General features: G+C 40.6%; 18 protein-coding genes. 13 read left to right on the forward strand and 5 right to left on the reverse strand.

Annotation, left to right across the window (positions count from 1 at the left end; all coding sequences use genetic code 11):
* Nucleotides 1-68 precede the first annotated feature (68 nt).
* From NSS76_RS02025 to NSS76_RS02040, 4 genes are all read right to left on the reverse strand, one after another.
* Nucleotides 69-1619 (reverse strand): MFS transporter, encoded by a 1551-nt coding sequence (locus NSS76_RS02025; protein WP_073203769.1) that lies wholly within the window; start codon nucleotides 1617-1619, stop codon nucleotides 69-71.
* Nucleotides 1620-1702: 83 nt separating this feature from the next.
* Nucleotides 1703-2557: an SDR family oxidoreductase gene (locus tag NSS76_RS02030; RefSeq protein ID WP_073203772.1), complete on the reverse strand. Its 855-nt coding sequence runs from the start codon at nucleotides 2555-2557 to the stop codon at nucleotides 1703-1705.
* Nucleotides 2551-3648, reverse strand: coding sequence for a mannonate dehydratase (gene uxuA / locus NSS76_RS02035; protein WP_073203775.1), 1098 nt, complete (start codon nucleotides 3646-3648; stop codon nucleotides 2551-2553). The genes NSS76_RS02030 and uxuA overlap by 7 nt, the downstream gene beginning before the upstream one ends.
* An 18-nt stretch (nucleotides 3649-3666) precedes the next feature.
* Complete coding sequence (locus NSS76_RS02040) at nucleotides 3667-4344, reverse strand: GntR family transcriptional regulator (protein WP_024425516.1); 678 nt, start codon at nucleotides 4342-4344, stop codon at nucleotides 3667-3669.
* 349 nt (nucleotides 4345-4693) lie between these two features.
* On the opposite strand from NSS76_RS02040, the gene NSS76_RS02045 reads away from it, so the two are divergent.
* The 3 genes from NSS76_RS02045 to uxaC all read left to right on the forward strand — a co-directional run bounded on the left by NSS76_RS02045 (nucleotide 4694) and on the right by uxaC (nucleotide 8548).
* Nucleotides 4694-5860 (forward strand): Gfo/Idh/MocA family protein, encoded by a 1167-nt coding sequence (locus NSS76_RS02045; RefSeq protein ID WP_122631483.1) that lies wholly within the window; start codon nucleotides 4694-4696, stop codon nucleotides 5858-5860.
* Nucleotides 5861-5918: 58 nt separating this feature from the next.
* Nucleotides 5919-7016: a Gfo/Idh/MocA family protein gene (locus NSS76_RS02050; RefSeq protein ID WP_122631482.1), complete on the forward strand. Its 1098-nt coding sequence runs from the start codon at nucleotides 5919-5921 to the stop codon at nucleotides 7014-7016.
* A gap of 80 nt (nucleotides 7017-7096) precedes the next feature.
* Nucleotides 7097-8548 (forward strand): glucuronate isomerase, encoded by a 1452-nt coding sequence (gene uxaC, locus NSS76_RS02055; protein ID WP_341080405.1) that lies wholly within the window; start codon nucleotides 7097-7099, stop codon nucleotides 8546-8548.
* A 71-nt stretch (nucleotides 8549-8619) separates the two neighbouring features.
* On the opposite strand, the gene NSS76_RS02060 is transcribed toward uxaC, so the two are convergent.
* Complete coding sequence (locus NSS76_RS02060) at nucleotides 8620-10113, reverse strand: peptide MFS transporter (RefSeq protein WP_056765124.1); 1494 nt, start codon at nucleotides 10111-10113, stop codon at nucleotides 8620-8622.
* Between the two features lie 262 nt (nucleotides 10114-10375).
* Here NSS76_RS02060 and NSS76_RS02065 point away from each other — a divergent pair, with 262 nt between their 5' ends.
* From NSS76_RS02065 to NSS76_RS02110, 10 genes are all read left to right on the forward strand, one after another.
* Nucleotides 10376-12163 (forward strand): right-handed parallel beta-helix repeat-containing protein, encoded by a 1788-nt coding sequence (locus NSS76_RS02065; protein WP_341080410.1) that lies wholly within the window; start codon nucleotides 10376-10378, stop codon nucleotides 12161-12163.
* A 198-nt stretch (nucleotides 12164-12361) separates the two neighbouring features.
* Nucleotides 12362-13687 carry an LLM class flavin-dependent oxidoreductase gene (locus tag NSS76_RS02070; RefSeq protein WP_341080412.1) on the forward strand — a complete coding sequence of 442 codons (1326 nt, stop codon included), beginning with the start codon at nucleotides 12362-12364 and terminating at the stop codon, nucleotides 13685-13687.
* 17 nt (nucleotides 13688-13704) lie between these two features.
* Nucleotides 13705-14208 carry a GNAT family N-acetyltransferase gene (locus NSS76_RS02075; RefSeq protein WP_024425523.1) on the forward strand — a complete coding sequence of 168 codons (504 nt, stop codon included), beginning with the start codon at nucleotides 13705-13707 and terminating at the stop codon, nucleotides 14206-14208.
* A 21-nt stretch (nucleotides 14209-14229) separates the two neighbouring features.
* Nucleotides 14230-15024, forward strand: coding sequence for an amino acid ABC transporter substrate-binding protein (locus tag NSS76_RS02080; RefSeq protein WP_024427304.1), 795 nt, complete (start codon nucleotides 14230-14232; stop codon nucleotides 15022-15024).
* A gap of 24 nt (nucleotides 15025-15048) precedes the next feature.
* On the forward strand, nucleotides 15049-15723 hold the full coding sequence (locus NSS76_RS02085; RefSeq protein WP_341080415.1) for an amino acid ABC transporter permease: 675 nt from the start codon (nucleotides 15049-15051) through the stop codon (nucleotides 15721-15723).
* 12 nt (nucleotides 15724-15735) lie between these two features.
* The gene (locus NSS76_RS02090) at nucleotides 15736-16482 is read left to right on the forward strand and encodes an amino acid ABC transporter ATP-binding protein (RefSeq protein WP_039176505.1); all 747 of its coding nucleotides are present in this window, start codon (nucleotides 15736-15738) and stop codon (nucleotides 16480-16482) included.
* A gap of 34 nt (nucleotides 16483-16516) precedes the next feature.
* Entirely contained in the window at nucleotides 16517-17674 is a 1158-nt protein-coding gene (locus NSS76_RS02095; RefSeq protein ID WP_073203797.1) for an amidohydrolase, read from the forward strand.
* Nucleotides 17665-18999 (forward strand): MmgE/PrpD family protein, encoded by a 1335-nt coding sequence (locus tag NSS76_RS02100; protein ID WP_073203800.1) that lies wholly within the window; start codon nucleotides 17665-17667, stop codon nucleotides 18997-18999. Before NSS76_RS02095 ends, NSS76_RS02100 begins: the two co-directional genes overlap by 10 nt.
* A gap of 312 nt (nucleotides 19000-19311) precedes the next feature.
* Nucleotides 19312-20004: a response regulator transcription factor gene (locus NSS76_RS02105; protein WP_073203801.1), complete on the forward strand. Its 693-nt coding sequence runs from the start codon at nucleotides 19312-19314 to the stop codon at nucleotides 20002-20004.
* Nucleotides 19994-21421, forward strand: a complete 1428-nt coding sequence (locus tag NSS76_RS02110; protein ID WP_041106553.1) for a sensor histidine kinase — start codon at nucleotides 19994-19996, stop codon at nucleotides 21419-21421. Before NSS76_RS02105 ends, NSS76_RS02110 begins: the two co-directional genes overlap by 11 nt.
* Nucleotides 21422-21427: the final 6 nt, after the last annotated feature.

Genomic DNA, 21427 nt, shown 5'->3' on the forward strand with positions numbered 1-21427 from the left:
AGATATTTAAAAACACCTCTGATATCAATCTGAAGGTGTTTTTTTTGAAGTGCAACTAACAACAAAAGCTAGTTCATATCCTGCTTAAAATCTTGTTGTTCAAAATTTTGGAGTTTATTCTGATATCCTACGTTATTATGACCCCAAAGCTTCTCGTAATCCCATCCTGTTAGCGCTTTCAAAACACTTCTTGTTTCATCATCAGCCTGTTCCATTGAACCATTATTCTTTAACCTATTAATTTCATTAATCATAATGGAATGAGTTTTCTTAGATAATTTAAATTTAAATGAAATAACTAAACTAATCCCGACTAGCCCTACAGTTCCGAAAAACAGAATACCTACAATCCCATTTATTGCTGTCGTAGACTGTGTCGTCGCGCTTGCAACGAATCCACTTTCCTGTAAAATAACTCCTACCAAAAATGTGGCTAAAGCTGTAGTACTTTTGCGTGTAAACGTCATAATACCTGCAAATATTCCTTCTCTTCTTTTACGAGTGACCATTTCATCTACATCAGGAATGAAAGTGTAAATATTCCATGGTATATAATATAATCCACTCTTTCCGATACCTAAGATAACAGAGAAAGCATACAGCGCTATAATCATATAAGTTGGTTGTGTGAAGTATAAAAATATATAACCGCTGATACATGTAATAATCGCAATATAAGATATTTTCAAAGATGGCGCAGGACCTATTTTAATCACGAGCCAACCAAACAATATTGTACATACCATTTGAAGTAATGAACCAATAGATAATAAATCGGCTGCCAGCACTGCATCTTTATTTAAAGAAAACACAACAAAGTAGACAAAGACAGCGTTTAAAATATCCATGGCCGTAAACGAACAAATATACATCGTGAGGTGCTGCCGGAAACTTCTTATTCTAAAAGTAGATGTTAAGTCAATGATGACTTTTTTGATGGATTCTATAGCAGGTACTTTTTCTACACCATCAGGTTCTATCATGTCTTCTTCTATTTTACGTTCCCATGTTGTTCTATGTGTAATTAATAATGCAGCCATAAAAATAAAGGTGAAGATAATCCCATTGTAAAGAAAAACTTGAGGTGAATCTTTTCCGAATATTTCGAATAATCTGCCTGGAATAAAGGTAGCTAAAAATGTTCCTAGTCCTGAATAGATTAATCTTATAGTTGAGAGCTTGGTCCGTGCATTAAAATCATTCGTCATTTCAGCTCCAAGTGTTTCAAATGGAATTAATACCATTGCTGCAAGGAATTCTAACAAAATATAAACCGTTAAATAGTACCAGTAATTCATATCAGAAATCCAAAGAAGGGAATAAATAATCATCAAAGGGCTTCCAACTAGCAAAAAGAACCTGCGTCTTCCAAACTTTTTCCCAAGTTTTGTACGACCGAAATTATCAGTGATATGGCCCATAATTGGGCTTGCTATCGCATCAATAATACGAGCAATTGCAATAATAGATCCTGCTTCAACAGGGGTAAGACCGCAGTATGTAATGAAAAAATATAACATCCATGCGCCTATTATAGCGAATGCTCCCCCTCCAAATAAATCCATTGTTCCATAACCAATATAATTTTTGAGTGTTAGTTTCCTGTTCTCAGTCTGCATTCTTATGTCTCCTTTCCAAGCCTACTTATAAATTTAAAAAAACATATAAAATAAAGATGTATGACAAGGAAAAAATAAAAATATTAAACACCTGAATACGCCATAAAACCTCCATCAACAGGAATTGTCACGCCGGTAACAAATGCTGACATATGATCATCAACAAGCCATAATAGGGTACCAAGAAGATCTTCTGGCGTACCAAACCTTCTCATTGGTGTGTTCGAAATAATCTTATGGGACCTTTCTGTATAATCTCCATCTTCATTTAGGAGAAGGTTTTTATTTTGTGAGGTTAAAAAGAAGCCCGGTGCAATAGCATTTACTCTAATTCCTGCCTCGGCCATATGCACAGCTAACCATTTGGTGAAATTTTCAATTGCTGCTTTTGCCGCACTATAAGCAGGCACTTTGGTCATTGGAGAAGGGGCACTCATAGATGACATGTTGATGACGACTGCTCCCTTTTGATGAACCATATGTTTAGTGAAAATTTGTGTAGGAATGAACGTCCCCATAAAATTTAAATCAAATACATTCTGCACACTATCTGTACTTAAATGAAAAAAAGTATTTACCTTAGGATTAGTAAGATCTTCTGTTTGAAATATTTCGTTGGTTGTATTTGCACTGGAGTGGTTACCACCAGCTCCATTTATCAATATTGTACAATTGCCTAATTCCTCTGTTACAATCTTCTCGGCTTGTTCCATACTATCTTTATTCATCACATCACATTTAATCGCAATCGCTTTCCCGCCCATAAGGTTAATTTCTTCGGCTACCTTTTCGCCCTTTTCGACTGTTCTATTTAAAATAGCCACAGACACGCCATGTCTAGCAAGTTCCTTTGCCATAGCGCTGCAAAGTACGCCACTTCCTCCTGTGATGACAGCTACTTTACCAGCTAAATGTTTATTTTCTTGTATGTTTACCATGTAGCTTCCTCCTTTGCTTCTTTTCGTACAGACTGTTTATTTTTTAAAGCATCCCAAGCTCCCCACAAATACATAATTCCAAGTGCTCTATCATAAAGACCATATCCAGGCCTACATTGTTCATCCCAAATGTGTCTTCCATGATCGGGTCTGCAATAACCTTTGAATCCGCTTTCATAATAAGCTTGTATAATGGCTGAAACGTCTACTGATCCATCTTTTGATCGATGCGATGTTTCAACAAAGTCCCCGTTATCATATACACGTACATTTCTTATATGAGTAAATGGTATTCTATCAATAAATTCGTGAATCATAGAAACTAAATCATTCTCTAAGTTTGCTCCTAAAGATCCTGTACAGAGCGTTATACAATGATATGGGCTGCTATTTAGTTGTAAAATTTTTCTGATGTTTTTTTGGTTAGTTACTATTCGCGGTAGACCAAAGACAGGCCAAGGTGGATCGTCAGGATGAATAGCCATCTTAATATCATGAAGTTCTGCAATTGGAATAATCTGATCTAAAAAATATTTCAAGTTGGCCCATAAATCATCTTCTGTTATATTTTTGTAGGCTTCAAAAAGTTGGTGGAGGTGATTTAACCGCTCTGGTTCCCAACCTGGCATGGTTAAACTGGAGTTCTCACTAATTTTATTTACTAATTCTTTCGGATCAATATCTTTAATTCGACTATGTTCATAAAATAGAGCTGTAGATCCATCAGAAAGTGTTTTATTTAAGTCTGTACGGATCCAATCAAAGACAGGCATAAAGTTATAACATATGACTTTAACACCCACCTTTGCTAGCTTCTGAATTGTTTTCTTATAATTTTCTATGTATCGATCTCTAGTTGGAAGTCCGAGCTTAATGTCTTCATGAACATTCACGCTTTCAACTACTTCAATATGAAGGTTATGTTTATCAGCTAATTTTTTCATTTCTAACATTCTTTCTATTGGCCACTCTTCTCCTACGGGCACATCATGCAGTGCCCAAACAATTCCTTCCACTCCTGGAATCTGCTTTATTTGTTCCAGTGTGATCGTGTCGTTTCCATCTCCAAACCATCTGAATGTCATCCTCATCTACCATCACCCCTAATGTTATTTGAAATAATTTGGATATTCTTTCTTCAATAATTCTTTATCAACAAGTGCAATTTTCAAATGCTCTTCCATGATTTTTTCAGCTTTATCAGCATCTTGATCTTGTATAGCTTTGAATATATCCACATGTTGGGAAAGAATATTATCCCAATTATAATCTGTTACAAGCCTTAACATGCGACTCCTATTAAAGTGTACATTCATCTGTTGAATAACTAACCATGTTTTTTCTTTTTTACACCGTTTGAAAATCGTTCTATGAAACTCCTCATCTAATTCAAACATTTTTTTATAGTCTTTTTTCTTAACGCAAATTTTTTGCATACTTAAATTCATATCTAAATCATTAATCAGCTCTTCCGAAAATTCCTGACAGGCTAGTTTAATCACTGCCTTCTCGAGATGTTCTCGCATAAACCGTGCTTCCTCCACAAGGTTTAAATCAATTAAAGAAACAAAAGTACCTCGTTGAGGATAGATACTTAATAATCCTTCTTGAGATAATTTTAAAAAGCTTTCTCTTACAGGAGTTCGACTAACATTAAATTGAACGGATATTTCTTTTTCAGAAATATTTGTCCCAGGTGGAAGCTTCAGGCTTAATATTTGATCTTTTAGCATATTGTAAACTTGTTCCCTCGTAGAGAGGTTTTGGTTTTTAAAATCAATATTCATTATTCTAATCTCCTTTCTCTAACATACTACCATACAAGTAGATTAGAATGGTAGATATTAATTTCATTTTTCTGAATACTTTTACTGTGAGCATCTCTTGATGATTCCACTATGTAAGCCATGATCAACCATAAAAGTGTGGGATATTAAAAAGAAAATTCAAAAAACTATACAAAATTCAAAAAGATTAAGTTATAATGTTTTTGATCTACCATACTAGTATAACTAGAATATTAATAAAATGAACGGTACTCTGGTCTATCAGTTAGGTGAAGCATTCAGTTTTTTGAAAGCGCTATCTCATTATTAGAAGTGAAAATTTATCTTATTGCAGAAGGGAAAGATTGATATGTCCAACATCGCCATTATAGGAACTGGATCTATTGCAACTGCCCATATCGAGGCTTATCTTGCAATGCCTGAAATCAGTAAAATTGTAGCTTTAGCTGATATTTATCCTGAAAAAGCAATGTCTGCAGCAACAAAATATAACCTGGAAGCACGAGTTGTCGCTAACTACCAAGAATTATTGAATGATCCTACGATTGATGCCGTTTCCATTTGTACACCTCCTTATATGCACGCAACCATTGCCATCGATTTTCTTAAAGCAGGCAAACATGTTTTAGTAGAAAAACCTATGGCTTCTTCTCTAAAAGAATGTGACGAAATGATAAAAGCATCTATTGAAAGCCAGAAGCTTTTATCCGTTGTTGCTCAAAACAGGTTTATGACGCCCATTATGAGATTAAAACATGTCCTTGATCAAAACCTCATTGGAAAAATCGCTCATACTCAAGTTGATTCTTTTTGGTGGCGTGGTCATAGTTATTATGATTTATGGTGGCGCGGTACATGGGAAAAAGAAGGTGGAGGTTGTACACTTAATCATGCTGTCCACCATATTGATATGCTGCAATGGATGTTAGGATTGCCGGTTGACATTTTTGCAGCAACTAGTAATACCTTGCATGATAATGCGGAGGTTGAAGACCTTTCTATTGCTGTACTTCGCTATGGAAATGGCAGCTTAGCACAAGTAACTAGTTCTGTTGTTCATCATGGAGAAGAACAACAATTGATTTTTCAAGGTGAAAAAGCTAGAGTATCTGTCCCATGGAAAGTAAATGCTCAAATAGCTAAAGAAAATGGGTTTCCTCAAGAGAAAAATGATGAGGATTTAGAAAATCGTATTCAGGAAGCTTTTCATCAATATCCGGAATTACTATTTGAAGGGCATAAAGGACAAATAAATAATTTTTTAATGTCTATCAAGGGTAACCAGAAGCTTTTAATTGATGGAACAGAAGGAAGAAAAACACTAGAACTTATTACAGCCATCTATAAATCTGCAAACCAAGGTGTTCATGTGAAGCTTCCTCTTTCAGCAGACGATCCTTTTTATACACGTGAAGGAATGCTCGCGAACGTTAAGTATTTTTATGAAAAACAAAGCAGTGTAGAAAATTTTTCAGACGATACGATAACCGTTGGAGGAAATTACGAGAAACTATGAGTCTAACGTTATTAAATTATTAAAAATAAACTGGAAGCTAGCTAGAGGAGGAACAATTATGCAGAAAAGTGATGGAATGAATTATGCTCCTAAGGGAAAAAGTGCCCCTGTCGTTACAGAAGGACAATTCGTCATGGCGGCTATAGGTCTTGATCATGGACACATCTATGCAATGTGCAATGGATTAACTGAGGCTGGGGCTACATTAAAATGGGTTTATGATCATGATCAGAAAAAAGTACAAGAATTTTGTAAAGCATATCCGGAGGTACAGGCAGCCAAAAGTGAGAAAGAAATTCTCGAAGATCCAGATGTCAGGCTCGTGGCAGGCGCAGCCATTACATCTAAACGCTGTGATTTAGGGCTGCGTGTTTTAGATCATGGTAAGCATTACTTTACGGATAAATCACCCTTTACAACGCTAGAACAATTGGAGCTTGCTCGTAAAAAAACAGCTGAAACGGGACTTAAATGGGCTGTTTATTATAGTGAACGTTTGCACGTGGAGAGTGCCGTATTTGCTGGTCAATTGATTGAACAAGGAGCAATTGGAAAAGTGGTACAAGTTCTTGGAACTGGCCCACATCGTAGTAATGTAGAAAGCAGACCAAGCTGGTTTTTCGAAAAGGAATATTATGGAGGTATTCTATGTGATATTGGCAGTCACCAAATTGAACAATTCCTTTACTATTCTGGCGCAAAAGATGCAAAAGTTGTACATAGTAAAGTGGGCAATTATAAGCATCACCAATATCCAGAATTAGAAGACTTTGGTGATGCTACTTTAATTGCTGATAATGGGGCTACAAACTACTTTAGAGTAGACTGGCTGACTCCTGATGGCCTTAGCACTTGGGGGGATGGGCGCACATTCATTCTCGGAACAGATGGGTATATTGAAATTCGCAAATACGTAGACATCGCAAGGGATAAAACAGGAGACCATTTATACTTAGTAAATCAACAGACAGAGCAGCATTTTTCTCTAAATGGTGAAGTAGGATTCCCTTACTTTGGTGAACTTATTTTAGATTGTTTAAACGATACTGAAAATGCTATGACTCAAGAACATACTTTTAAAGCTGCAGAACTATGCTTAATTGCACAACGAGACGCAATCTACGTAAATACGGAGTTTGAATTAAGTAAGATCTAAAAAAGTGAGGTGTTATTTTTGTTAATAACACCTTATTTCATTTCATTGATTTTCTAAACATAAGTATAGAGGTGACGATATTGTCTACATTCCTAAGCGAAGATATGATGCTTCATCACGAAAGTTCAAAAGTTCTTTATCATGATTACGCGAAAAATATGCCAATCTATGATTTTCATACGCATTTAATGGCTGATGACATTGCTACTAACAAAAAATATGAAAATATGACTGATATTTGGCTTAATGGTGATCACTATAAATGGAGGGCGATGCGATGGTTAGGCGTAGAAGAAAGATTGATCACGGGTAATGCAAGTGACAAGGAAAAATTCTTAGCTTGGGCGCAAACGGTTCCATATACAATAGGAAACCCTCTTTATCATTGGTCACATTTAGAATTAAGTCGTTATTTCAATATAAATGAGTTGTTCTCAGAAAAAAATGCACATCAAGTTTGGGATATCTGTAATGAGAGATTAAATGAAAGGAACATGTCCACAAATGGAATTTTAGAAAAATTTAATGTAAAAGTTGTATGCACGACTGATGATCCAATCGATACTTTAGAAATTCATCAAATCATACGTAAAGATGTAGGAATTAAAACTAGGGTCCTACCTACATTTAGACCGGATCATGCTTTAAATATTGAACAATCCAATTTTGTGAACTATATAGAAAAATTAGGTGATTCAATCAACGGCGCTGTTTTAACATATGAAAACTTTATCGCTTCATTACATTCACGAATTGATTATTTTCACGCGAATGGATGCAGAATTTCTGATCATGGTTTTGGAATATTTCCATTTTCACCAGCTACAGAACAAGAAGTGTCTTCTATATTTGTACGTGCGCTTCAAGGAAAAACACTATCCCAAGAGGATATCAATAAATTTAAAACAAACACTCTTCTTCACCTGAGTAAAAAATATCATTCTCTTCATTGGACCATGCAATTACACATAGGTGCTTTAAGGAATAATAACACACGAATGTTCAAGTTAACGGGGAAAGATAGTGGGTACGACTCTATGTCTGATTTCCACCTAGCAAGACATTTAAATGGTTTTTTGAATGAATTAGACAAAGACAACCTTTTACCTAAAACCATCATCTATAATTTAAATCCCGCTCATAATGCGATTGTGGCCTCTACTATAGGGAATTTTCAGTCTTCTGATGCCAGAGCAAAAATTCAATTTGGGTCTGGGTGGTGGTTTAATGATCAAAAAGACGGCATGCTAGATCAAATGAAAACATTATCTAATATAGGTTTGCTTAGCACTTTCGTAGGGATGCTAACAGACTCAAGAAGCTTTTTATCGTTCCCTCGCCATGAATATTTCAGAAGAATCTTATGTGATTTATTTGGGACTTGGATAGAAAATGGTGAGCTTCCAAGGGATTACGAATTTATAGGAAAAATAGTCAAAGATATTTGTTATCACAATGCCGTGAATTATTTTAATATTGAAATAAATGAGACAGTACCAATGAAAACGAATGAATCATGCAGTAAGATATAAAATTTCTATATGGAGGATGATCATCAATAAAGTGAAAAACTGGACATGATGTACTCATGTCCAGTTTTTTATTAATGAACGCCTTTCATCGCTTTCTTAATCACTGGTGTCAGTAATAGCATCACAACGCATAAAACGATGGCAAGGAATCCGATGATACCGAAATAGACGGTTTCCGGCACTTTATCAAACAGTTTGACTACTTGCGCATTGATCGCCTGTGCCATTGCATTTGAAAGGAACCAAAGGCTCATCGTTTGAGCTGAGAAGGCAGCAGGGGCCAGCTTTGTTGTCGCTGACAGTCCAACTGGTGATAAGCAGAGCTCTCCGATCACGACGAGGAAGAAGCTCAGAACGAGCCATAACGGGCTCACAAGTGTGTTCGGACCGGACATGTATGCAGGAATGATCATGATGATGAAGGATAACCCTGCAAACAGAAGACCGAGTGAGAATTTAATCGGGGTAGACGGCTGTTTCTTCCCAAGTCTGACCCATAACCAAGCAAACACTGGAGACAGCAGCACAATAAAGATTGGGTTCAATGATTGGAACCATGAAGACGCTAGTGTCATCCCAAGGAAATTCAAGTTTGTTCGTTGATCTGCATATGTCGCTAAAATGTTTGAGCCCTGCTCTTGAATCGCCCAGAACATCACGGCAGCAAGGAACAATGGAATATAAGCGAGAACCCTGGATTGCTCCACTGCGCTCGTCTTTTTACTGAAATACATGACAATGAAATAAACAATCGGAATGAGTACACCAAGGGCACTAACAAACCAAGTGAATAGATTAATTGTGAGTGCGCCTGTTTGAATGCCAATGACAGCAAAAACTGCAAGCAAAATCACAACCAATGATCCGTAAATTTTAAAGTTCTTACGTTCGGCAGCTGATAATGGATTTGTCACATACGTGCCGGCAAGACCAAGGTTCGGTTTTTTTGTGACCACAAATGTAATAAGTCCAACAAGCATCCCCACGGCAGCGAGTGAGAACCCGAGGTGGAAATTCACTTTTTGACCGAGTGTTCCGACAATTAATGGGGAAATAAAGCCACCCATGTTGATCCCCATGTAGAAAATACTAAATCCAGAGTCCCTGCGCGGGTCTGTTTTTGTATACAGGTCGCCAACAATGTTTGAAACGTTTGGCTTGAGAAGACCTGTCCCGATAATAATCAGTCCCATACTAATAAAGAGCGCTGTTGCTCCGCTTGGCAAAGCCAAAATCACGTGGCCAAGCATAATGAAAACTCCGCCATAAAAGACCGTACTGGATGATCCAAATACCCGGTCAGCGAGCCATCCGCCAATAACGCCTGACATATAAACAAGTGCACCATAGACAGACATGATCGAATTGGCTGTTGTCTGGTCAAAGCCTAGACCGCCTTTTGTCACCTCTGTGTACATATAATAAATAAGCAGTGCACGCATGCCATAATAGGAGAAACGCTCCCAAAATTCAGTGAAAAACAGTGTGTAAAGTCCTTTAGGATGTCCAAAAAACCCTTTTTGAGGAACACTTTTAACAATTTTATCGTGGTCAATTGTAGACATGGCATAGATCCTTTCTTAAAAAAAGAGATATGAGAAAAATGATATTCTTGTATAGTTCTTGTGTCAATATAAAACTATTCTAAAACAGGAAAATGTTAGTTCAATAGGCGTAAAGACTCAAAAAGATGAAAAATTCATTGAAGTGAAAATTATCGAAAAGTTATTTCAAAAGAATTTATTTAAAATTTGAAGCAATGTACAAGCAAACCTTTACCACATGCATAGGATGACGAGAGAACATGTGTGAAAAGGAGTGATTAGGTTGGGGGAATTGAATGAAGCTGATCTGAAAAAACCAGTTGTCAATGTACTAGATTTTGGCGTAATTGCTGATGGGAAAACGGATTGCACAGCTAAGCTCAATGAATGTTTAGAGTGGACAAAAGCACAGGGGTATTCCCATATCTGGCTGCCGAGCGGCACGTATTTAATTGATGCGGTGTACAGAGGTGATCCATTTTTTCCTTTCCGAGGTGCAGGTATACGGGTGCCAAGTCATATATGCATTGAGATGGCGTCAGACGCTGTAATAAAGGTGAAACCAAATGATTCATGGGGGTATGCAGCTTTTTATATAGGAAAGGTAGAGCATGTGACCATTCGAGGCGGGCGTATTGAAGGGGATCGACATGAGCATGTATACAAGCCGCTCCCAGCTGAACGAAGAACCCATGAATGGGGCTTTGGGATATGTATTGAAGGTGCCTCCCATGTAGAGGTCAATCATGTCCAAATAAAAAATTGTACGGGAGACGGCATCATTGTCAGTCCTCACGGTTTGTTGACAGAGGGTGAACCATACTCGCCTGCTGCATCTATTGATATTTCTGGCTGCACCATCACAGATTCGAGACGCAACAATATTTCGATTACAGGCTGTGATGGGGTTATTGTGGAGGACTGTCTCTTGGAAAGAGCAGGAGTAAATGGGGTCGAGCCAAGAATGGGCATTGATATTGAAGGCTATGGAGAAAATGCCGTTAATATGGAGGAGCCTCTAAATATTCAGATTCGCAACAACATCGTCAGAGGAGGTGCAGCGAGCTCCATCTATAACTTTAACGGTTATGGTGTGATCATTGAAGGCAATCATACAGATAGCAGTATCTCCTATGGCTTCTCCACCGAAACGATCATTGCCAACAATATGATTCGTGCAGTGGGAGGAGGTGTGACAAAAGCAGGGATTACGAGTTTAGGCGTCTCACTTGGCCAAACGGAAAACAATGTGATGATTATTGGCAATATGATTGAGGGGTTTGAAAAAGGAATTGATGTGAGGGGAGACAGTGTTCACATTACAGGCAATAAGATTAGTCTTTTTGAAGATGCGGCTGTGTCCGTTTATATGGCGAATCGTATTCTAATAGAAGGAAACCATATTGAATCAGGAACGAATACCGGAAAAAGAAGCGCCTCGTTGCGTATCTATCAATCGGATAGTGTCGTCTTTTCAAACAATACGGTCTACTCTGTTATCGATGCGGCCGTGGTGAGAGGAACGAATATTCTCATCCAGCACAATCAATTCAAAGAATTCAGCAGAGGAATCTGGGTGCAGGAAGGGGAAGCAGGAATCAACGGCAACCACTTTATTCAAGAAGGACACCCGGAGCTAGATTCTTCGTATACGATCAGTGTCACTGGAAATGCAAGGGCTTTCATCTGGCATAATCGCTTTAAGCACTATCAAAACTACGCTGTATACAGCAGCACGACGGGGGCATTGGAAATTAAAGATAATTCCTTTGAAGAAACATCCTTATATGTGGTGATGTATATTAAAAATGGTTCACCACAAATTGGAGATAACCGCTTCTATTTAAATCGATCGATCGGACAGCCGACGGCGATCTTTATTGACCAGGCCGCCTCAGCCCGTGTGCTGCGCAATAACATCATCAATCTATCTCCTCAAAAAGCGATTGCCGTCCGCACCGCAAATTCCACTCATTCTGTCATCGCTCACAACATGCTGGAGCGTAGTCAGTTGGTGACACATACCACAGACCGGCTCATCGGAAATATTGAGATTGATACACCGTCATGAGCGTTTGAAATCCCTTATTTTGGAGGTTCAGAAGGCGGTTGACAATCCTGTAAAAAGGGCATATAGTAATAATTATTTTTCATTTTTCGCAACATTTGCCCTTTTTTTATTAATAAAACCGATTAATTCAATCAGAAAAATGTATCTTCTAAGGACTTCGGTTTGATACATTTAGGATATAGAAAGGATGAAGAACAAGTGTCACAGCCGAAAAGGAAGCTCAAGCTAGGCGTATTCATCGCAGGAACTGGACATCACGTTGCCTCTTGGAGACATCCGAATGCAGTACTAGATGCAGCCATGAACCTAGATTATTTTAAACAATTAGCGAAAAAGGCAGAGGAAGGAAAGCTGGATTTGCTCTTTTTAGCCGACAGTTTATCCATTAATCAAACCTCTCATCCGAACGTATTAACGAGATTTGAACCGCTCACGCTGCTTTCATCCATTGCTGAGTCTACTTCAACCATTGGTTTAGCAGCAACAGCTTCCACTACATACAGTGAGCCTTTCCATATTGCAAGGCAGTTTGCCTCCCTTGATCATTTATCAGGCGGAAGAGCGGCATGGAATGTGGTCACATCTTCTATTGAAGAAACAGCGAAAAATTTTAGCGGAGAAGAGCATTTAGCACACCATAAACGATATGAGCGGGCAGAAGAGTTCGTCGAAGTCGTCAAAGGTCTCTGGGATTCTTGGGAAGAAGACGCCCTTGTCAGAAACAAGGAAACGGGAGAATTCTTCGAATCTAGTAAGCTTCATGAGCTCCAGCACAAAGGGGAGTTCTTCTCAGTAAGAGGTCCTCTCAACGTATCACGTACGCCGCAAGGGCAGCCCGTGATCATTCAAGCAGGATCTTCTGAAGATGGCCAAAAGCTTGCAGCAAAAACAGCAGAACTCATTTTCACTGCACAAAACGATCTCGATAAAGCGAAGGAATTTTATCAAAGCTTGAAGGGGAAAGTAGAGGCTGCTGGCCGTGCTAGAGAGGACGTCAGCATCATGCCGGGTATCTTCCCGATCATTGCTGATACAGAGGAAGAAGCCCAAGCGAAATATGAAGAATTACAGGAGCTGATTGTTCCTGAGATTGGACTGAGCATTCTGCAAAATTACTTAGGCGGGATTGATCTGTCTCAGTATCCTTTAGACGGGCCGCTTCCAGAGATTGATCCGAGCACGTCAAATGCGGTGAAAAGCCGTTTTGATCTCGTGATGAATATGGCGAGAAAGGATAACCTGACCATTCGCCAGCTTTATCAATCGGTTGCCGGCTCACGCGGTCATAATATTTTCATTGGAACGCCGCAGCAGCTGGCAGACGTGATGGAAACATGGCTTCGTGAAGAAGCAGCAGACGGCTTTAATGTCATGCCGCCGCTCTTGCCAGAAGGGCTGGATGTGTTCGTAGACCGCGTCGTCCCAATCCTTCAGGAACGAGGCTTATTCAAAACCGATTACACAGGACAAACCTTACGAGAAAATCTTGGATTAACAGAGCCAAAAAATCGCTACACGACATAAGGGTGAGGTGACTAACGTTGGGATACACGTTTCGTCTGGCAACAGAGGCAGATATAGAGGCGCTGCTTGAACTGACAACAAGAGCCTACGAGCCAATTCGTGAGCTAGGCATCCAGTTCCAAGCAGCACATGCTGATTTCGCTCTCGTTCAGAATAATGTACAAAAGAATCTTTGCTATGTGATGGAAGAAAACGGAGAGCTTCTATCCACCTTATCACTCCGTATGCCTTGGGGAGAGCAGCCAGGACCATTCGGCGTCCCTCATATCTGGTGGTTTGCCTCAGAACCAGCCGCCAAAAAAGGCACAGGCTCAGCCTTGCTGGAATGGGTTGAAACCGAAGTGCTAAGGGATACACTGAAGGTGCCGTACGTGTCGCTCGGTACAGCTGATAAGCATCCATGGCTCATAGAGATGTATGAGCGTAAAGGCTATGTCAGAGCAGGTGAAAAGGATTTAGGCAAAGGTCATATCACGGTTTATTTCAAAAAACAATTAAGATCAGATATCACACAACCATAAGAGGAAGAAGGGTTTACAAACATGAAAAACAAAAAGTGGCTAGTCGTTCTATTTGCAGCAATGCTGGCAGTTTTAGCAGCTTGCGGCGGCAACAATCAGAGTGAAGGCAAAGACGAAAAGGTGTTAAAAGTAGGCGCTACAGGACAAAGCTATCCGTTTGCTTATAAAGACAATGGCAAGCTTGTCGGATTCGATGTTGAAGTAACAGAAGCCATTGCGAAAAAGCTTGGCTACAAACTAGACTGGCAGCTGAGTGAATTCAGCGGACTAATGGGACAGCTGACATCTGGTAAGCTCGATACAGTGTCAAACCAAGTTGCCATCACAGACGAGCGTAAACAAACATTTAACTTTACAGATACGTACGCTTACGCAGGAACACAAATCATCGTGAAAAAAGACAACAACGACATCAAAGGTCTTGACGATTTAAAAGGAAAAACAGTGGCGGCGGTTCTTGGCTCTAACCATGCTAAAAACTTAGAGAGCAAAGACCCTGACAAGAAAATTAAGATCAAAACATATGAAACGCAAGACGGCGTATTAAATGAAGTGGCAAATGGCCGCGTAGATGCTTATGTCAACGGACGCAGTGTATTACTTGCTCAAATTGAAAAAACAGGTCTGCCGCTGAAAATCGTAGGCAACCCAATTGTGTATGAAGAAGTAGGCTATCCATTTGCGAAAGATAAAAAGCATGACAAACTAAGAGAAGAATTTAACAAAGCCATCAAAGAATTAAGAGAAGACGGGACACTTAAGAAATTGTCTGAGAAATATTTCAAAGACGATGTGACAGTGCCAATTAAAAAATAACGACAGCGGCGGTGAAGAGCAGATATGAACAAAATTGATTGGCAGTATATGGTGACGGTGTTTCCGACATTGCTTCAATACTTGCCGATAACGATCTTCATGGCGATTGTCTCCATGGTATTTGCCATTATCATTGGTGTGGTATTCGCTCTCATTACGAAAAACCGGATACCTGTTTTATACCAATTTGCCAAGCTGTATATTTCTTTCTTCAGAGCGGTTCCAACCTTGGTTCAGCTCTTTCTCATTTATTTTGGTCTCCCGCAGCTATTCCCTGCGATGACCTCAATGGATGCTTTAACAGCGGTCATTATCGGATTAAGTATTAAAAACTCAGCATACTTAGCAGAAATTTTCAGAGCGGCTCTGAACTCAGTGGATGAAGGACAGCTTGAGGCGTGCTTATCTGTCGGTATGACAAGATGGCAGTCTTACGTTAGAATTATTTTCCCGCAGGCCGTCAGAAATGCAATCCCAGCGACGGGGAATACCTTTATCGGTCTTTTAAAAGAAACATCTCTTGCCTTTACGATTGGAGTGGCAGAAATGTTTGCACAAGGGAAGATGATTGCATCGGCGAACTATAAATACTTTGAAACCTATTTAGCCGTAGGAATTGTGTATTGGGTGCTGACGATCATTTATAGCTTTCTGCAAGACCTATTTGAACGAAAACTCAGCAAACCTTACCGGAATTAAGGAGGTGTGGACATGATCAAGCTCACCAATTTGAAGAAATCATTCGGCGACCTTGTCGTCTTAGACGGAATTAATCTTGATGTACAAAAAGGGCAGGTTGTGGCCATTATCGGACCTTCTGGCTCCGGTAAATCCACCTTGCTGCGCTGTTTAAATTTATTAGAAACACCTGATGAAGGCACGATTGAAATTGGCGATGCGAAGCTCGATGCGTCCAAATATTCACGTAAAGAAGCCCATCACCTGCGTCAACAAACGGCCATGGTGTTTCAAAACTATAATTTGTTTAAAAACAAGACAGCACTGCAAAACATTACAGAATCATTGCTAGTAACGAAAAAAATGACGAAGCAGCAGGCGAATGAAATCGGTATGAAACTGCTGAAGCAGGTAGGGTTAGAGCAAAAGGCTGACAGCTATCCAGTCACATTATCTGGCGGACAGCAGCAGCGGATTGGGATTGCCCGCGCGTTAGCGGTTGATCCACATGCGATTTTGCTGGATGAACCAACGTCAGCACTTGATCCAGAGCTTGTCTCAGGTGTGCTTCAAGTCATTAAATCTATTGCGATCCAAGAAACAACGATGATCATCGTCACACATGAAATGGCGTTTGCAAGAGAAGTGGCAGACCATGTGATTTTCATGGCGGATGGTCATATTATCGAGCAGGGGACGCCAACTGAGTTATTTGATGAAACAAAGAATGAACGGACGAAACGATTTATCCAAAAAGAAGCAGCGGCTGAAGAAGCATAAGCTGCTTTTTATTCTTTAGAGGGGTGAGTGTCTAGTGAAATCAATAGGAAATGAAGCTTTAAACAAACGTTTGATCAACATTCGCCGAGCGCTTCATGAGCATCCAGAGCTGGCGTTTGAAGAATATGAAACGACAAAGAAACTGCGCCGCTGGTTAGAAGAGGAAGGGATCACTGTGCTTGATATCCCGGCCCTTCAAACAGGTGTTGTTTGTGAAATCAAGGGAGAACAAGAGGGACCGACGATTGCTCTGAGAGCCGATATTGATGCACTTCCGATTGAAGAAGCATCTGGTGAACCATTTTCTTCAAAGGTGCCGGGTAAAATGCATGCATGCGGTCATGATTTCCATACAGCTTCTATTTTTGGTGCGGCTCTTTTATTAAAAGAGCGGAAACACGAGATCAAAGGAACGGTCCGTATTTTGTTCCAGCCGGCTGAGGAAGTTGCTCAAGGGGCGAAACACGTCATAGAGGCAGGCGTTTTAGATGGAGTCGATGCGATTTTCGGTATGCACAACAAGCCTGACCTGTCAGTTGGCACGATTGGCATTAGAGAAAAAGCATTGATGGCGAGTGTGGACCGGTTTGAAATCGATATTAAAGGAACGGGTGGCCACGCCGGTATTCCAAATCACACGGTAGACCCCATAGCCATCAGCGGGCAGATCATAAGCGCCCTTCAGCAAATCGTCAGTCGCCGCATCAGCTCCTTGCATCATGCGGTTGTCAGTATCACACGCATTCAAGGCGGTACGTCATGGAATGTGATTCCCGACCGTGTTGAGATGGAAGGAACCGTTCGGACGTTTGAGCCTGAAGTAAGAGCGATGATTCCAGAGCTTATGAAACAAATCGTCAGCGGAATTGCAGAAGGATTTGGAGCAGAGACTGAAGTAAGATGGCATCCTTATTTGCCATCTGTCATGAATGATGAGCGTCTGACAAAGGTAGTAGAAGAAACGGCTGGCTCACTTGACTTACATGTCGTGCAGGCAGAGCAGTCACCGGGCGGAGAAGATTTTGCTCTTTATCAAGAACGCATTCCAGGCTTTTTTGTATGGATGGGGACTAGTGGTACGAAGGAGTGGCATCACCCTGCGTTTACATTAAATGAAGACGCACTTCCAGTTTCCGCTGCCTTCTTTGCTGAGCTTGCCGTTCGGGCATTGGAGTCTCGATCATGGAATTAACAAAACATCTGGCAGAAGCAGTGCTTTCTGCTGATCCAATGCAGGATGAGCGGGCCATTCAAATGGCTAGAAATGGCCTGTTAGACGCTGCGGCATCAGCGTTTGCTGCGAAAGAGGATGAAGGAATTCAGCAGCTGATGCAGCTTATTGAACAGGAAGGCGGAGCCGCTCAGATTCCTGTCATTGGACAAGGAAAGAAGGTGAGCCGCCAATCCGCAGCGATGCTGAACGGCTACCTCATCCATGCCCTGGATTATGATGATGTGCACTCAGATGTGAGAGGACATCCGAGCGCGGTCATCATTCCAGCGCTGCTATCACAGCTGACAGAAGGCAAAGGGTATGGCGAGCGGTTTTTAGGTGCCTACATCACAGGTGTTGAAGTGATGGCAAGACTTGGCGAATCCATCGGCAAGGCGCATTATGAGCGGGGCTGGCATAATACAGGAACACTCGGAGCCATTGCGGCAGTGTGTGCGATTGGCTATTTGAAACAAGTCTCGCAGGAAGAACTGACGAAAGCAATCGGCTTTGCCGGAGCACAATCAGCCGGAATGCGAAAGCAGTTTGGTTCTGATATGAAACCATTACAAGCCGGCTTAGCTGCTAAAACAGCCGTTTGGTCTATTGATTTAGCTTGTTTAGGTTTTGGCGGGAATGACTCGGTTCTTGATGGCGCGCTTGGTTTCTTTTCACTCTATGGAGATCTGGAACTTGCGAAAAGCCGTTTGCTAGAGGGCTATGGTTCTACATGGCGTATCGTTTCGCCGGGGCTGTGGTTCAAAGTATATCCATTCTGCTCAGCAGCCCACCATGCAGCAGATGCGATCCAATCCTTAATAAAAGAGCGGTCTTTCTTGCCGGAGCAGGTAAAACAGGTCGATGTCATATTCCCGCCAGGCGGAGATGCAGCGCTTATTGAGCGGACACCTTTAACCGGGGAAGAAGGACGATTCAGTGTCGAATACGTCATCGCACTTTCAGTGTTTGGACGAACGCTTACGCTGGATGCCTTTACGAAAAAAAACATTCCATCAGACATGCGGACATGGATGAAGCGGGTAAGCAGAGGATATGATCAAACGACAGTACCCCATCCCGATGCTGTTCCAAAAGGACGCTTTACGATTGTGAAGCTCACCTTAACTGACGGCACCACCATGAGCAAGCGGGTTGATATTCCTCAGGGAGCACCAGGCTGTGCGTTATCGAAAGAAGACATCATACAAAAGTTAAGCAGCGTCACAAGCGCATCACAGGCACAGCAGATTTTACAGGCGGTTGAAGAGGAAAACGACACTGCTTATTTGAAGTTGCTGACATGATAAAAAAGCTCATCGATATAGTGATGAGCTTTTTTAAATAGATCTATCATATAACTGTCAGGAAGTTCTTTCTATAAATATATGTAAATGACGCTGTCCTATTTCAACTAATATCTTTATCATCTTCTGCAATGCCATCATAAAAAAACCTCATGTGATTCACTGCAGTATTAGTTCTTTCAAAAAGTATGAATAAAAGATGACCAAACGATGATAAGTTCATAAAAACAGTGGAATCCAATTGAGATTTGAAAGGGAACAGGTAAAATAAAGCTACATAAAGAAAAACAATGGTAGCAGCGGAGGCTGATCATGAAAATATTAATGATTGAAGATAATCAGAGCGTTTGTACAATGACGGATATGTTTTTTCAACGAGAGGGATTTCAAGCGGAATTCGTTCATGATGGATTAGAAGGATTGAATCGCTTTAAGCAAGAGGAGGATTGGGATCTGCTCATTTTAGATGTCATGCTTCCTTCGATGGATGGTCTGACCATTTGTCAAAAAGTGCGCCAGATCAGTGACATTCCGATTATCATGCTGACAGCCAAGGAAACCGAATCTGATCAGGTACTTGGTTTTGATCTTGGAGCAGATGATTATGTGACCAAGCCCTTTAGTCCACTAACCTTGATGGCAAGAATTAAAGCGGTGAAACGACGCTTTGCTCATACAACGACTCAAGAAAAGGTGAATGAGGGCGATCGGCTGGAGACAGCACATTTTCAGTTGGATAAAAAAACGAGGGAAGTTTTCCTGGATGGAGAGCGAATAGAGAACCTCACACCGAAAGAATACGATCTGCTGTGCTTTTTTATTCAGCATCCTCGGCAAGTATTTTCACGAGAACAATTGCTTGAGCAAATTTGGGGATACCAATTTTATGGAGATGAACGAACGGTAGATGTTCATATTAAACGGCTGCGTCAAAAAATTGGGGACGGGCCTAAGCCCTTTTTGTATACAGTATGGGGCGTAGGGTATAAGTTCGATGAAGATTAAATATTTTTATCAGCTGCTGATCAGCCACCTTGGGTTATTGCTCATTGCCATTGTCATTATCAGCACCCTTTTATCTCATTTTGTGAAAGATATTGCCTATCAAAACAGAGTGAATGAAATGAGCTCCTATGGGAATGAAATCTTGCAAGATTATAAACGACTCCCTAAAAGCGAGATGACCTTTCGTCTGCGTCCATTTGAAGATATTCTTTCGACAAGGCAAATTCGTTTTTTCGTGTTTGATGAAAAAGGAGATATTCTGTCTCAGCAGCAAGAGATGCCGCCGCATGAAGTATTACTGACAAAGGATTTATGGGCCAAACTCTCAAAAGGAGAGCAAATCATTGTGAAACGAAGTGATTCACGCCGCCTTGATCAAGAGGCATCACTTGTGGCGCTCCCTGTCATGGAGGATGGAAAGCTAAAGGGCGGAGTTGTCCTTATTGCCCCGATTCAAGGCGCTGAACAGCTCATCGCCCAAATGAATCGTTATCTGTATATCATCGTATTTGTGGCGCTGACGATCACCTTTATTCTCAGCCTGTTCCTGTCTAAATTTCATGTGAACCGCATCAAAAAGCTGAGAGAGGCGACTGAAAAAATTGCGCAAGGTGATTACAACATCAAGCTTGAAAACAAACACCTTGATGAAATTGGCACACTTGGTGAGGATTTTAATATGATGGCCAAGCGTCTTCAGCAATCAAGAGAGGAAATTGACCGGCTCGAAAAGCGCAGACGTCAATTCATCGCAGATGTGTCTCACGAATTGAAAACACCGCTGACCACCATTCGAGGACTGGTGGAATGGCTGAACACTGCGGATGTGTCAGCAGAAGAGAAAGAGAAATGCTATGCCTTAATCACTGACGAGACAAAACGTATGCTGCGACTCGTCAATGAAAATATGGATTATGAGAAAATTAGATCGAATCAAATTACCCTTCAGAAATTTCACTATCCACTCATTGACACATTTGAAGTGATGAAAGAGCAGCTGAGCCGAATCGCCGAAGAGAAAAACAATCAGCTGATCGTGGACGTTGATCCCGAGCTAAAGGTTTATGCAGATTATGACAGGCTCATTCAAATACTTGTCAATATCACAAAGAACGCGATTCAATTCACAGAAGACGGCCGTATTTACTTAAGAGGAAAACAAGAAAATCAAGAGACGATCATCGAAGTGGAAGACACAGGCATTGGCATTGCGCCAGACGAAGTCAAACACATATGGGAACGTTTTTATAAAGCGGATATCTCAAGAACGAATACACCGTATGGAGAATACGGATTGGGCTTGTCTATCGTGAAGCAGCTTGTGGACCTGCATGAAGGGCATATTGATATGAAAAGTGAAAAAAACAATGGAACGACATTTACCATACGACTGCCGTTTCCAGAAGAAAAGGGCTAAAATGAA

It is taken from the genome of Bacillus sp. FSL R5-0654 (assembly GCF_038008745.1).
GTDB classification, from domain to species: domain Bacteria; phylum Bacillota; class Bacilli; order Bacillales; family Bacillaceae; genus Bacillus; species Bacillus safensis.

Bases quoted from the DNA above. Each gene is read 5' to 3' on its own strand.
- NSS76_RS02025 (WP_073203769.1), bottom strand. From the start codon at position 1,619: ATGCAGACTGAGAACAGGAAACTAACACTCAAAAATTATATTGGTTAT.
- NSS76_RS02030 (WP_073203772.1), bottom strand. From the start codon at position 2,557: ATGGTAAACATACAAGAAAATAAACATTTAGCTGGTAAAGTAGCTGTC.
- uxuA (WP_073203775.1), bottom strand. From the start codon at position 3,648: ATGAGGATGACATTCAGATGGTTTGGAGATGGAAACGACACGATCACA.
- NSS76_RS02040 (WP_024425516.1), bottom strand. From the start codon at position 4,344: ATGAATATTGATTTTAAAAACCAAAACCTCTCTACGAGGGAACAAGTT.
- NSS76_RS02045 (WP_122631483.1), top strand. From the start codon at position 4,694: ATGTCCAACATCGCCATTATAGGAACTGGATCTATTGCAACTGCCCAT.
- NSS76_RS02050 (WP_122631482.1), top strand. From the start codon at position 5,919: ATGCAGAAAAGTGATGGAATGAATTATGCTCCTAAGGGAAAAAGTGCC.
- NSS76_RS02060 (WP_056765124.1), bottom strand. From the start codon at position 10,113: ATGTCTACAATTGACCACGATAAAATTGTTAAAAGTGTTCCTCAAAAA.
- NSS76_RS02080 (WP_024427304.1), top strand. From the start codon at position 14,230: ATGAAAAACAAAAAGTGGCTAGTCGTTCTATTTGCAGCAATGCTGGCA.
- NSS76_RS02085 (WP_341080415.1), top strand. From the start codon at position 15,049: ATGAACAAAATTGATTGGCAGTATATGGTGACGGTGTTTCCGACATTG.
- NSS76_RS02090 (WP_039176505.1), top strand. From the start codon at position 15,736: ATGATCAAGCTCACCAATTTGAAGAAATCATTCGGCGACCTTGTCGTC.
- NSS76_RS02100 (WP_073203800.1), top strand. From the start codon at position 17,665: ATGGAATTAACAAAACATCTGGCAGAAGCAGTGCTTTCTGCTGATCCA.
- NSS76_RS02105 (WP_073203801.1), top strand. From the start codon at position 19,312: ATGAAAATATTAATGATTGAAGATAATCAGAGCGTTTGTACAATGACG.
- NSS76_RS02110 (WP_041106553.1), top strand. From the start codon at position 19,994: ATGAAGATTAAATATTTTTATCAGCTGCTGATCAGCCACCTTGGGTTA.